13 protein-coding genes are annotated in these 13,457 nt (G+C 56.9%); 9 read left to right on the top strand and 4 right to left on the bottom strand.

What is annotated here, in order from left to right; translation table 11 throughout:
- Positions 1–416 precede the first annotated feature (416 nt).
- Positions 417–1,151, top strand: coding sequence for a hypothetical protein (locus VGK48_11530; GenBank protein ID HEY2381799.1), 735 nt, complete (start codon positions 417–419; stop codon positions 1,149–1,151).
- Here the strand turns inward: VGK48_11530 and VGK48_11525 are convergent.
- Positions 1,148–1,429, bottom strand: a complete 282-nt coding sequence (locus tag VGK48_11525; GenBank protein ID HEY2381798.1) for a hypothetical protein — start codon at positions 1,427–1,429, stop codon at positions 1,148–1,150. The two genes, VGK48_11530 and VGK48_11525, sit on opposite strands and share 4 nt — an antisense overlap.
- A gap of 119 nt (positions 1,430–1,548) precedes the next feature.
- Between VGK48_11525 and VGK48_11520 the strand changes: the two genes are divergently transcribed.
- Both VGK48_11520 and VGK48_11515 read left to right on the top strand, forming a co-directional pair.
- Complete coding sequence (locus tag VGK48_11520) at positions 1,549–2,064, top strand: DUF6152 family protein (protein HEY2381797.1); 516 nt, start codon at positions 1,549–1,551, stop codon at positions 2,062–2,064.
- Positions 2,013–3,281: an MFS transporter gene (locus VGK48_11515; GenBank protein HEY2381796.1), complete on the top strand. Its 1,269-nt coding sequence runs from the start codon at positions 2,013–2,015 to the stop codon at positions 3,279–3,281. The genes VGK48_11520 and VGK48_11515 overlap by 52 nt, the downstream gene beginning before the upstream one ends.
- A gap of 246 nt (positions 3,282–3,527) precedes the next feature.
- Here VGK48_11515 and VGK48_11510 read toward each other — a convergent pair whose 3' ends face one another.
- From VGK48_11510 to VGK48_11500, 3 genes are all read right to left on the bottom strand, one after another.
- Positions 3,528–4,319: a hypothetical protein gene (locus VGK48_11510; GenBank protein HEY2381795.1), complete on the bottom strand. Its 792-nt coding sequence runs from the start codon at positions 4,317–4,319 to the stop codon at positions 3,528–3,530.
- A gap of 211 nt (positions 4,320–4,530) precedes the next feature.
- Positions 4,531–4,947 (bottom strand): DUF1398 family protein, encoded by a 417-nt coding sequence (locus VGK48_11505; protein ID HEY2381794.1) that lies wholly within the window; start codon positions 4,945–4,947, stop codon positions 4,531–4,533.
- A 184-nt stretch (positions 4,948–5,131) separates the two neighbouring features.
- Positions 5,132–7,093, bottom strand: coding sequence for a PQQ-binding-like beta-propeller repeat protein (locus tag VGK48_11500; protein ID HEY2381793.1), 1,962 nt, complete (start codon positions 7,091–7,093; stop codon positions 5,132–5,134).
- Between the two features lie 77 nt (positions 7,094–7,170).
- Between VGK48_11500 and VGK48_11495 the strand changes: the two genes are divergently transcribed.
- The 6 genes from VGK48_11495 to VGK48_11470 all read left to right on the top strand — a co-directional run.
- Complete coding sequence (locus VGK48_11495) at positions 7,171–8,229, top strand: hypothetical protein (GenBank protein HEY2381792.1); 1,059 nt, start codon at positions 7,171–7,173, stop codon at positions 8,227–8,229.
- Positions 8,230–8,361: 132 nt separating this feature from the next.
- A complete protein-coding gene (locus VGK48_11490; GenBank protein HEY2381791.1) occupies positions 8,362–8,667 on the top strand; it encodes a helix-turn-helix transcriptional regulator in 306 nt (101 codons plus the stop codon).
- 1 nt (position 8,668) lies between these two features.
- Positions 8,669–9,154 carry an SRPBCC family protein gene (locus tag VGK48_11485; protein HEY2381790.1) on the top strand — a complete coding sequence of 162 codons (486 nt, stop codon included), beginning with the start codon at positions 8,669–8,671 and terminating at the stop codon, positions 9,152–9,154.
- A 25-nt stretch (positions 9,155–9,179) separates the two neighbouring features.
- Positions 9,180–9,596: a VOC family protein gene (locus VGK48_11480; GenBank protein HEY2381789.1), complete on the top strand. Its 417-nt coding sequence runs from the start codon at positions 9,180–9,182 to the stop codon at positions 9,594–9,596.
- Positions 9,597–9,737: 141 nt separating this feature from the next.
- Positions 9,738–10,322: a tetratricopeptide repeat protein gene (locus VGK48_11475; protein ID HEY2381788.1), complete on the top strand. Its 585-nt coding sequence runs from the start codon at positions 9,738–9,740 to the stop codon at positions 10,320–10,322.
- Positions 10,323–10,673: 351 nt separating this feature from the next.
- Positions 10,674–13,457 (top strand): carboxypeptidase-like regulatory domain-containing protein (locus tag VGK48_11470; protein HEY2381787.1); only part of this gene is annotated, 2,784 nt, incomplete at its 3' end.

Here is a 13,457-nt window from a genome sequence, read left to right as displayed (position 1 = left end):
GAGTTTCCTTCAACAAGGCAGCCGATTATTTGAGTGCGTAATTTAATATCAAGCTTGTTCATGATGTATACATCATGCCAAAGCGCTTTAGCATTGGCAAGCAGATAATGAATCTGGGCTGACAATACGGAGGGACCTGCGATGTCCACATCGCTTTTAATGAAAATGGATGCAATTTTAAGATTGCGGTGAGGATTTAATGTTTGGTAAAGTCCAGGAAGTCAAGATGGGCTCGAAGTCTAGGCTCGTAACCAAAATTCGAGCCCATCTGTTCTGACTAGAAAGAGGGCAAAGTGAGATGACTCGGCCCCTAAAAAGGGCGATTCGAGGACGGGGGAAACCCCGTCCCAAACCAGCCCATTTCGTTTTGAACCATACCATATTCGCACCGTCGAGAGAAAGGGGAAAACCTATATATGAGTACCGAGAAACCAAGCATTGATTATGCTGCCATTCTCGCCGATCTAGAGGCCAAGAAGGTCGCTTTAGAGCAGTCCATTATTGGCATTCGAGCAGGCTTGAAGCTTGGAGTTCTGGGTGCGGCCGGAGAGATATCTTCGAATGCCGCTCAGGTAGTAGATAGTGGTGGCCCCGTTAGCGGCTTTCCGGTAGATCTGCCAGTAGGTGCTTTCTTAGGAATGAATATTCCGGCAGCAATCAAACTATATCTCTCTTCGGCTCGCGCAAAGAAAACTAATCGAGAGATAACCCAAGCCTTAGAGGCTGGCGGATTAGAAGCCAATTCCAAGCTGGACGCATTAGTTAACAGTGCAATCTTTCGCATGAAATCTTCGGGTGAAATACTACGATTCAAAGAAGGCTGGGGACTAAAGGAATGGGCTCCGGCTGGATTTCGTCCAGCCGTTGCGGAAACTCCAAAAAAGAAAGGTAAAAAGAAACAAACGAATGGCACGAAAAATAAGGCCGCTAATCCATCGAATCCAAAGACGCCAGCGCGGGACAAATCAATTAGCGAAGAAATAATGGAGTTCCTGGCGGCATCCGTTAACTCACACGCTCCAGAAGCAATAATGACCGCCGTTGGATCACGCAGTATAGCCCATATCAAAAACACGCTCTCAAAACTGGTCAAGGAGGGGAAGATAGATAAGCGTGCCGATGGATTATATTCGGTCGACCCACTTACTTAATGCCTAGATTTGTCCCATCTTGCCCTGGCCGCCTGTGTGGCCCGTTCTCTACGCTCAGAATCTGACATCGTTTCCATCCTGCGCTTGCCGCCAATTCTGCCGCCCTTTGCTCCTAACTGCTTCATGACCTCAGATATCGTCGCCTTATCAAATTTGACCGGCGGTTCGGCTTCACTGAGTTCTGCTGTTCTTTGTACTGCGGCAAAGGCGATTTGGTTAGAATCCTTACGGATCGCCCTTTTCTTAATGGCTCTCTTTTTGCTAATCCGCTTTTGCATGAATCCAGTATGGCACGGATCGAGGCGAATTCAACGGGGTGGGCAAACTTCAAAATGAGTCACTACCGGTCATTGGAAGCGCTTCCAACGGTCACTAGGATAACCTTCGGAGGTGCGAAATGAAGAGAATGATGATGACAGCGACAGGAACATTGGTGATGCTTGTGGCGGCGGGTTCGCTGCTGGCGCATCACGCGCTTGGAGGTTACGATACGACAACGGCGGTCCGGGTGCGGGGTACGGTTGTCGTATTCCAGCGTGTCAATCCTCACAGCCATCTTGTGGTGGACGAGAAAGCGAAGGATGGAAAGATTCACCGCTGGGTGGTGGACGGTCCGAATGCATTGCAGCTCACCAGAAGGAATTTCGCCAAGGACGCGCTTAAAGCCGGCGACACCGTTGAGGTGTGCGGTTACGTGCCGAGGTCCGGCACCGAGTCGCAACGAACGATCTTCATGGAGCCGCCCGACCTGCATCTTAAGAGCCCCGCTCAAGTGAGCATCTCCGGACAGATCATGGATGGTGAAGTACTGGTGATGCCGGACGGACAAAAGCAGGTGTGGTCGGATTATGGGCACCACAAGTGTCTCGGGCCGGACTATGTGGACATTCACTCGCCGGGAGTGCATCCCTGACGAAAGCAGCCGAGCACCCGCAGGATAATCCGCCGTGGCTTTTCGGAATCCTTTTTATTCCGTACGGCGCATTCAACGGCGTCATTGTCGTGCTCATCCCTTTTCTTCTGCGCAAGCACGGCGTGACGCCGGATCGCATCGCGGATGTCATCGCGATTTCGTCGATCCCGAATTTCTGGTACTTCCTCTATTCGCCGGTCGTCGATACGGGATGGCTCCGCCGCACCTGGATTATGATCGCCGGGGCGGGTTCCGGAATTTGCGCTTTTGCCGCCATTGCGGCGCCGTCGATGTCTTTGACGGCGCTGACGATTCTCCTGCTCTGCGGCAATGTCGTCTCCATGCTGTTGTCCGCCTCGTGCGGCGCGTTGCTGACCGCGTTGGATGCCACGCATCGTGGGCGGGCGAGCGGCTGGTATCAGGCTGGTAATCTGGGGGGCGGGGCGCTCGGCGCGGGCGCGCTGGTTTGGGCGGCGGACAAGCTGCCGCTCCCCGCTCTGGCCGCGGCGGGCGCTCTGATGGTATTTCTTCCGTCGCTGGCTGCGATGGCCATCGTCGAAACGCGGCCTCAGCGAATGCCCGTCATTCCTTTATTTAAAGCCATCAGCCGCGATGTCTGGGGCTTGCTGCGTTCGCGAGCCACGCTGATCGGTCTGGTGTTCTTTTTGTCTCCTGTTGGAAGCGCCGCGGTCGCGAATCTCATCTCCAGTGTCGGGCCGGACTACCATGCGTCCGACGCCCAGGTCGCTTTTGTGTCCGGCGTCGCGGGCGGTCTGCTTTCGGCGTTGGGTTGCCTGATGGGGGGCTGGATTTGCGACCGGATCAGCCGGACCGCCGCATACGCGCTTGCCGGCCTCCTGTCGGTGCCATTCTCCGCCTGGCTGGCCTTTGGCCCGGCAACTCCGTTCACCTACGCGGGCGGATATATCGGCTATTCGTTGTCCGCTGGAATCGCGTATGCCGCATTCACAGCTCTGGAGTTGGATGTTCTCGGGCCGCGTACGCATGCCGCGGGCACGGCATACTCGCTGCTTGGCGCGAGCGGGAACCTGCCGATCGCCTACATGACCTGGCTCGACGGCGTCGGATACAAACATTTCGGAGCACGAGGCCTGATGACAGTGGATTCGCTCGCCAATGGCATCGTCGGCGCGCTCCTGCTGTTATTTGCCATTTACTACGCCCGTACCCGGCTGCAAGCCGGATCAGCGGACTGACCATTCTGACATTGCCCCTGGGCGACGAGCTTAGTCCACTTTACTCATGAGTAAAGTGGACTACTATCCTTTTTGAGGATGATCCAACCATCCGAAACCCTTTAAACCCCTTCACCGGGCTGACGCCCTCGGCGTTGTCTTCGGCTCTCCAGTCCGTCGGTCTGAAGTTGCAATCCGTGAAAGCCCCGCTTCAGGGATTGGTCATCGCCCAGGTGGAAAAGCCGGGCGCAAACTGACTTCGCGCGTCTACTGTCCCGGCTTCTGGCCGGACATATGGACGACTTCGGCTCCGGTTGAAGCTAACTGAAAAGCATTATCCGCGAGGGGAGTGTTCAGCTCGGGTGGTGTCTGGAACGTGATTTTCAGGTTCACGTCTTCGATGGGGCGGTGAATCGTGACGGCTTTCGGAAAGGGGCTGTCTCCCCTCATCGAATATCCTGCAAACTCGGCCTCCGTCAATAGTTGACCGCCTTTCCCGTAGATCGATTGTTGGGCGATCTCCATGTCGGTTCGATCGATCCAGATTTCCTGGACAATCTCGACGCTTTCGTCAGTGCTGCCGACACTGACGATGCTGACCACATAATAGCTGCGTGTCCCCTTCGTGGTTTCCTTCGGGAACAGGACGTATTTTGGGTTATCGAGGTATGGCCGGATGTCGACAAACAACGCATTGGAGATCTCTTTGGGCGGCGGCAGCTGAAGGTCGGCACTGCCGATCTGGATCGCTTCATCCGCGTTCCCCTCGTAAAGCTTGTTGGTAAACGGAACCCAGACCTTGAAGAAATGGCCGTCCGAAATCAAATCCGCTCCGGTGGTACCCAGAAGCGGCAGATTGAGCCGGATCCGAATGTCGTTCGGCCGGTCCACCAGAATGAATCCGGCGACCGGCACGCGAGTCTCGGTCAGCTCACCCTTTTTCCGCGCTCCACTCGAGGGCTGGAACAAGACCTTCGCAGCCTTTAAGGTTTTTACGGCCTGACTTCGAGCCTGGAGATCCTGCAGCAAATCCTTGAAGCTGCGGGTTTGGGCCGGCAATAATCGCTGACTTGGCGGAATAACCGTCCGGCGCAAAACACAGCCTGACAAAAGCAGGCACATCACTATCAGGCAGATGCTAACTCTTCGCTGCCAATCAGGCCTCGAACCCGCGAATACGAAATGCGTCAACCTCACGAACCCCTCATCCGAGCATAGACCGTTTGACATGGTGGCGTAAATACGCGGTGATGTATTGCGGAAATGCAGATTAAGTGAGAGAAGCTGCGGGATACCGTTCAACGTATTGCTCGCCGTTGCAGCCGAAGTAACTGACGGTGCGCGCCTGAAAATCGACATCATAACGGACGACGCCCGAGCGCCAGGAGGCTTCGAGAAACTCGGGGAACGTGCTCTTACCGGCCTGATCGGTCCGCAACGCCGTGATCAGCCCCTCCCGATCGAACTCCGGCACCTCAACCGCTCCCGATACCAGCGGCACGCCTTGGATCACGACCGGCCCATCCTCCGTCAAATAAAGACTCTGGCATGACGGAAGGAACCAGACATTACGGGTTACCCCAGCCTGGCGCAAGGTTTCAGCGAGGTACGGAAAGCCCCCTATTTTCGGGCGGCCATTCATTGCCCGCCGCTGGGCGGCCTGCAGATTTTCGATCGCTTTGCTCACTGGGCGCTCCTTTAAGGAAGAGTTCCGAACTCGCTAATCAGATCATGTTACAGGTCGTCTCTGAAGCCGCGTTTTTGCTCTCCATCGGAATAGTTGTGGGTATGCTTGCCACGCTCGCTCTCAGCCGCTCCTTGCTCGCGATGCTTTTCGGCTCAGCTGGTCCGACATCTTCCACGCTCCTTATTTATGGGATTGCCAGCGCGATGAGTTCCCCCGGATATTGGCGTCCGGACACGGCAACCACGATGTACTGTTTTCCGTTGACCATGTAGGTCATCGGAGAGTTGCTGATGCCGGCCGGCAGCTCCATTTCCCAGACGATCTTTCCGGTCTTCTTGTCGAACGCGTGGAACAGTTTGCCGCCGAATCCGGCAGGCACGCCGACGCCGGTGTCGCTGCCCTGGCCCATGAACACGAGGGTTTTCGTCACGATGGCGGCGTTGCGTCCGGGAGTGCCGATGTCCGGCAGATTCAGGCCCTGGAATGCCGGATGATTCCGGATGCCGGCGCCGTTGGCGACCGACCAGAGGATTTCACCTTTGTTCAGATCGATGGCCGTCAGCTTTGAGTACGGCGGCTTGAACGGATCCGGCAGCCCTTGCGGCCCGAGCATCTTCGGCCAAGTGCGCTTCACCCACGGCAGGTTCGACTCGGGATTCTGGGAATGCACCAGCCCGACGACGTCCGGCATGTGCGTCGACGGTACATAAAGGATGCCCGTTTCGGGATCGAACGCTGCGCCGCCCCAATCCGCGCCGCCGTTGGTGCCCGGCACATAGATCGTGCCGTTCTTGCCTTTCGGCGTGCCGGCGACTTCGGGCGGTGTGTAGAGCGGGCCATAGTTGTACTCGTCGACAATCTTTTTCGCCGCCGCTTTCAGCTCCGGGGTGTAGTCGAGGAGATCCTTATCGGAAACACCCTGCTGATCGAATGCCGGCGGTTTGCTGGGAACCGGCTGCGTCGGCGAATACCATTCGCCGGGAACTTCACCCTGCGGCGCCGGCCGCTCTTCGATCGGGAAGATCGGTTTGCCGTTGGTGCGATCGAGGACGAACGTGTAGGCCTGTTTGGTGACTTGCGCGAGCGCCTTGACCGTGCGGCCTCCGACGCGGATGTCGGTAAGGATCGGCGCGGCAGGGAGGTCGTAGTCCCAGAGACCGTGATGCAGGGTCTGGAAATGCCACACCCGCTTGCCCGTCTTCGCGTCAAGACAGACGATGGTTTCGGCAAACAGGTTGTTGCCGGGACGCATGCCGCCGAAGTAGTCGCCGGTCGCTTCTTCGAACGGGAGATAGACGTAGCCGAGCTCTTCGTCGGCGCTCAGCAGCGACCACGCGCCGCTGTTGCCCGAGTAGACATTCGATCCGTTGAGCCAGCTGTCTTGGCCGTACTCACCGGACCGCGGGACGACATGGAAGGTCCACAGGTGTTTGCCGGTGCGCGCGTCGAAAGCGCGGACGTCGTCGGGCGGTGCTTCTTTAGTCGCCTTCACCCGTTCGTTGAGATAATCCGTCGCGGGCGAGGGCACGCCGGCGACGATCACGACGTCGCGGACGACGATGGGGCCGCTGCTGTTGCGATAACCGGTGACGCCGTCCCGGTCGTATCCGGCCTTCGTGAGATCGATCGCACCGTCGGTTCCCCAATCGGAATAGCGCTTGCCGGTCTTCGCGTTCAACGCGATCAGGTTCGCGCCGCTCATCGCGAAGATGCGGGAGTCGTTGCCGTTGGCCCAGTATGCAACGCCTCGTATGGATGTACCGCGCAGCGGCGCTTTACCCGCGTCATGCGGCGGAACGTCGAACCAGACGACTTTTCCGGTGGCCGCATCCAGCGCGACAACGCTGCCGACGCCCGAACTCATGTAGAGCAGGCCGTCGACCATGATCGGCGTGTTCTGCCAGTTGGTGGGCGCGCCGGCGTCGGGCCAGATCGCCTTGAGCTCGGCCGGCACAGCGGATTGCCGCCAGGCGATCGACAGCTTGCCGGCGTTGTTCCTGTTGATCTGGTCGAGCGGGGAATACTTCGTGCTCGCCTTGTCACCCGAGTATGCGGGCCAGTTGCGGAGCTTCCCGTCAGTCCCCGTTGCATTCCACGCCGCGACCATGACAAGTGCAGCGATAAGCCACCAAAATCTGGTTTTCATGACCGTGATTATAGCCCGCGCCTACATGCTTGAATTCGTTTTCGTAAACTCGTCAATCTCTCTGTTAGTCTCTTCGCATGTTTTCACAACCTTCCGGCACTCGTTTTTGTCTTCTGGTGATTTCCGGAATTCTCATCCTGACTCTGTGCGTCACAGCGGCCGGCCCGCTGCCCACCGCGCTTTCGGATACCGAATTCTGGTCGCTCATCGAACGGATTTCCGAGCCTGACGGCTACTTCCAGTCGAATTCCGGCTCGACCGACAATCTTCTTTCAAACGAGAACGGGCTCTCGACAGCCGCAACGGCTCTCTCGATGCGTCCGAAAGGCTCAGGCGTCTATCTTGGCGTCGGTCCCGAACAGAATTTTACTTACATCGCCGCCATGCGCCCGCGCATCGCCTTCATTACGGATATACGCCGCGGCAACATGCTTCTGCATCTAATGTATAAGGCGCTGTTCGAGACATCGGCGAACCGGGACGAGTTCGCGGCGCGCCTCTTCAATCGGAAACGGCCCGCGGGCCTGACCACTCGATCGACCGGCAGGGAACTGATGAGCGCGTACCTGCGCGCCGAACCCGCCGGCGAGGCGGCTTTCAACACCAACCTGAAGTCGATCACGGATCACCTCACCCGAACGCATCGTTTCAGCTTGAGCCCCGGCGACCTCGAAGGAATCAAGTATGTCTACGAGAACTTCCGCCGATTCGGTCCCGCAATCAACTACACGTCCTCGATCAACGGCGGATTCCGCGGTGAGACTTACGCGTCGCTGATGGCAACGACGGATGGGACCGGAGCCGAGCGCAGCTACCTCGCATCCGAGGACAGCTTTACGTTCGTCAAAAACATGGAGACCCGGAATTTGATCGTGCCGGTCGTGGGTGATTTCGCAGGGCCCAAGGCACTGCGCGCGGTGGGTTCCTTCCTGAAAGATCACGGCGCGACGGTTACCGCGTTCTACGTGTCCAACGTCGAGGACTATCTGCAGCGTAACGGCGTGTGGCCCAGATTTTGCGCCAACGTTGCGGCATTGCCCCTCGACCCGGAGAGCGTTTTCATCCGCCTCAACGGCGGAAGGTCAGCCTTGTTTTCCCCGATGGCCGCCGAAACAGCGGGCTGCGCGGCAAAGTAATCGCGATCACGTCGATCAGATGCCCGATCGTCCATATCAAGGTATTGCAACCTTGACATATGCAACCATGGAGTTGCATATTGTTTCTCCATGAAGGCGCTCGCGCATAAAGAAACTCCTTCAGTCCTGGCTATGAACCTTGTCTTCAAAGCGCTCGCCGATTCAGGCCGCAGACGGCTGCTCGATCGTCTGCGGGTGCAAGGCGGGCAAACCCTGAGCATGCTCTCCGAGGGAATGCTCATGACGCGTCAGGCGGTGACAAAGCATCTGGCTCAACTCGAGGAAGCCGGCCTTGTGGCCACCGTCTGGGAGGGGCGTGAAAAGCTGCATTACTTGAATCCGGTGCCGATCCATGAGATCGCCAAACGCTGGATTGCTCCGTTTGAACGCAGCCGCCTTGAGGCTCTGGCCGAATTAAAGGAATCATTGGAGGACTGATATGCAAGATACAGGTGAACACGAGACCTTTATCTATGCCACTTATATTCGCACCACGCCCGAAAAGCTGTGGCAGGCATTGACCCGTGGAGATTTCACCGAGAAATACTGGTTCGGTTTTCGCATCGAAGTTGAATTGAAAGTCGGAGGCAGCGTTCGGATTCTGCCGCCCAAAAGCATGGAGCAATACGGTGACCATGCAGGCGAGGTCCTGGAGTGTGAGCTGCTGAAGAAGTTGGTCTATACCTGGAACCCGAAAGACAGGCCGGAGCTGGCCGTGAAGCGCAAGAAACTGTCGCGCGTCACCTACGAATTGACACCAATGGGTTCGATGGTTCGGCTGCGGTTAATTCACGAGGACCTGCTGCCGGATGATCTGGAGAAAAACCCGAACACGTTCCAGGGAGTCAATAATGGCTGGCCGGCGGTGTTAAGCGGCCTCAAGAGCTTGCTTGAAACAGGACAGCCCATCGCATTTTCTGTTTAGTAGACTGCAAGCAGGAGGTCGAACAATGAAGCTGAATACGTATGTTAATTTTGCCGGCAAGTGTGCGGAAGCGTTTCGTTTTTACGAGAAGCACCTGGGCGGAAAGATTGGAATGATGATGACACACGGTGAGTCGCCCGATCAGAGCCACGTCAGGCCGGAATGGAAGGCCGCGGTGCTGCACGCCACCATCTCGATTGGCGGCACGACATTGATGGGTGCGGACATCCCCAATGCTCAGCCGATGCGGAGCGCATACCTGTCACTCGCCGTCGAGAGCGACGCCGATGCGGAGCGCATCTTTTCGGCGCTCTCCGACAGCGGCGAAGTATTCATGGCGCTGTCGGAGACGTTCTTTGCATCACGATTCGCTCAACTTCGTGATCGATTCGGCATGAATTGGATGATCATCCACGAACGAGAGATGCCTGCGCCGGAGTAGCGCGATAAGGAGCGCGCTCCGCGCGGAGTGGGCAGCGATGCGCATCACGCACGACAAATATTACAAAATGATTAAAAACCAGTAACAAATCGCTACCATTTTGAGCGCCCGTTGGGTAAGAGTATTGCAGCAGGTCATTTTATGAGGCGCTCCGGGAGTTCTGCTGTCTGGCTGTTTACGTTGCCGCTGGTGTTCGTTATGTCATTCAGCGCACAGGCCGAATCAGTCAAGGAGACGGCGCAATCCTATGTCCAGATGGGAGAAAAGTTCGCGAGTTCTGGAGACCTGATTCGCGCCGTCGGCGCGTACACCATCGCCCTTCAATTCGCTCCCGATTCCGCCACCGCTTTCTTTCGCCGCGGGCAAGCCTTTCAGGGGATGGGTAAAACGGCCAACGCTATTGCGGATTACGGCGAGGCGGTCAGCCTTCGCCCGGGCCTGACATTGGCCTGGTACAATCGCGGCAATCTGCGCATGAACAGTGGAGACTACCAAGGCGCATTGTCCGATATGAACAAAGCTGTCGAAATCGATCCGCTCTATGCCCGGGCGTACAACAATCGGGCGATTGCGAAAGTGGCAAACGGCGACCTTGAGGGTGCTTTTGCAGACTTTGCACAAGCGATCAAACTTGATCCTCGCGATCCCGACCCGTTCGTTAACCGGGGCCTTCTTCGATTTCGTCAGGGATTGAAGGTCGAGGCCAATGAAGATTTTGCCCGCTAGCATTTCCATAAACCCTTCGATGAAGGGATTTATTGATGCGAAGCTCAGCCACGTAGCCTTTACACCCGCACAGTAACCAGTTTTGTCGCGCGTTCATCCGCCTCCCCGAATATGTAGTCGCGGGCTTTAGCCCGCGACTACACGCTGGATCCGACTGCCCAATAGTCGAGTCGCTCACGTACTAATCACAAGACCGTAATCGAACATTCATATTTGCCCGAGATACTCCGCTCAACCGATTGGAGCCTGCGACCCGATTTGTCATGGGGGCAAATCTATTCGTGGTGAGGAGTCATCGCTTTCGTAATGGCAGTGCGATCCACCACTAATTACCTTAAGAGGAGTAACCAAGTGCGATCTCGATTCTGTCGAATGTTGATATGTTTTCAGATCGGCGTTTTTCTGTTGGCCGGTGGGTTCTGTACGCACCTTTTCGCGCAAAGCGCGTCCCTCGGCGGCCGGGTGCTCGATTCCAGCGGAGCCGCGATCCCGGGGGCCTCGGTGTCCGGGTTGAGAACCTCGACTGGGGTAACGCTGAATACTGTCACCGACGGCAGCGGCGTGTTCCTTTTAGCGCCGTTGACCTCCGGCACCTATCAAGTGACCATAACCGCCGCTGGATTTGCGACTTTTGTCGCGTCTGACATTGCGCTGGAGGTGGGTTCGAAGGGGGAGCTGAATCCGGTGCTGAAGGTTGGCGCCGTGGTCGGGGAGACCGTATCGGTGACTGCCGCGGCGCCTGAACTTAAAGCGGAGGACTCCGACCTGAGCACGGTGACCGAATCCGTTCTGGTCGCGAACATCCCTCTGGATGTCCGGAATCCCTTCCAGGAGGTCAACTTTACCCCCGGCGTTACGCAGAGCAACTCTCTGACTGCAGGAACAAACCTTACCACCCAAAGCACCACCAACACTTTCTACATCAATGGAGCGAAGGGCGGCGAGGAGGAAATCATCGTCGATGGGGCAGCCAATACGATCAACTATGACACCCACGCGGCCGGCGATATTCCCGGCCTGGATGCCGTGAGGGAGTTCCGGATTTACACCTCCGCCTACTCTCCGGAGTTCGGCCACACCGCAGGCGGCGTTGAGAGCTTTACGATCAAGTCCGGCACCAACGCCCTGCACGGAGGGGCTTGGGAGTATTTCCGCAACCAGGTCTTCGATGCCAATGGCTTCAATGCCAACGCCGCGGGCCAGGCGAAGCCTGATTTCCAGAGAAATCAGTATGGATTCCAGGTGGGCGGCCCGGTCGTCTTCCCCGGGCTCTACAGGGGGAAAAACCGAACTTTCTTCTTCGGCTCCTACGAGCAGCTTAACGACAGCACGCCCGGCGCCGGCTTCACGAGCACGGTACCAACGGCACTGGAAAGAACCGGCGATTTCTCCCAGACATTCAACACCAATGGCACCCTGCTGACTATCTATGATCCGAGCACGCTCCAACAGGTCGCGGCCGGCGGGAAGTACACTTGTTCCAACGGTGCGTTTACTGCAACCACTGCAGGTGGTTATCGCTGTCCGATGTCGTACAACGGCAAACTGAACGTTATCGAACCGGCGCGGTTCAATCCCGTGGCTCAGAAGTTACTCGCCATGTATCCGCTCCCCAATCAACGTGGCGTCGGGGGCAGCGATCAGAACAACTTTTTCTCGACTGCTCCGAACACGGACAACAACTACAGCGAAGACATCCGAATCGATCACAAAGTGAACGATAAGCACAGCATATACGGCCATCTCGACGTCTTCGACAATTACATCATCTATGGGCAGGTCTTCGGACCGCCGAGCTATACGCCGAATAATTCAAACGACCATATTCCTGGACGCAACATCATGGTCGATCATACGTGGATCATCTCACCGACCGTGGTCTTCGATCACCATTTCTCCTGGGCGCACATGCAATCGGCTCGCGCCTCTGTCAGTCCCGAGGGGACTGCCAAGTTCGGCATTCCAGCGTCGGCGGCGCCGGGCTACACGGCGACTTTTACCCCGCAGATAGAATCCGTTTCCGGTCAAATCGGGCAACTCGGTAATTCGGAGCCTTTAGAGGCCAACCCCAACTCGGTCTGGCAATATGCCGCCACTCTTTCGTGGGTCAAGGGTATTCACTCGGTAAAATTCGGTACAGACTTGAGAGTTTATCGCGACCAACTCTGGGATCCGCAACTGCTGACCGTTAACACCTCAAAGACGTTTACCGGCGGACCGATTGCGAACTCGCCCACGTCAACAACAGGAAATGCAGTCGCGGAACTGCTGCTCGGCCAGGCCACGATCACCAGCGGTTACGCTCCATTGGTGAAATTCGGTCACGGCTACGCGGCGTTTTTCGTCGGGGATAACGCAAAAGTCACGCGCAAGCTGACGCTTAACTACGGTCTGCGGTACAGCTATGAGACGGGCGACATCGCGCAAGGCAACCAATTGAGCTATCTCGACACCAGCAGTCCCTCTCCCATTGCCTCTCAGGTTCCATCGATTCCGAATCTCGTCGGCGGTGTCGGGGTTGTAGGTCTCAATGGCACGAGCAGAAGCTTGCAGATTCCAGAAAAGCTGCATTGGGAGCCGCGCTTCGGTTTCGCCTACAGCCTCGATAACCATACGGTGATGCATGGCGGGTTCGGGATCTTCTGGCATGCGGCGGCGACTTACCAGACAAACCCCTCATCGTTTGGGTTTACGCGAAAATCCACTTCAATCAATGCGGCGACTGACGGCGTCACGCCGCTCTATAACCTTTCCAACCCGTTTCCGGCGGGTCTGCCGAATGTCTATGGGAACAACCCTGCGCCTTTAGCCGGGAACAACACGGGAAGCGGTCCTCTCAGCATCGAACTGGGGCAAGGCGTCTCGGGGAATCCACGCAGCGAACAATTCCCCTACCAGGAAAACTGGTCTTTCGACATTCAACACTCCCTGCCTGGAAATGTTGTCATCACGACAGCATATGCCGGCAGCGCCGGCGTACATCTATTCGGTGCGGTTGCGCTCAACCAGCTCCCGGCTGCAACCCTGGCTCTGGGAAGCGCCCTGAACACGGTTGTGAACAATCCGTTCTCTAATGTCATCACCGACGGAAGCTCAATCCTGAGCAAGAGTACGATCCAGCAAGGCTACCTGTAT

This window comes from Terriglobia bacterium (assembly GCA_036496425.1).
Taxonomy (GTDB): Bacteria; Acidobacteriota; Terriglobia; order 20CM-2-55-15; family 20CM-2-55-15; genus 20CM-2-55-15.
Note: the sequence above shows the minus strand (reverse complement) of the source record. Positions and strands in the feature narration are given on the sequence as shown.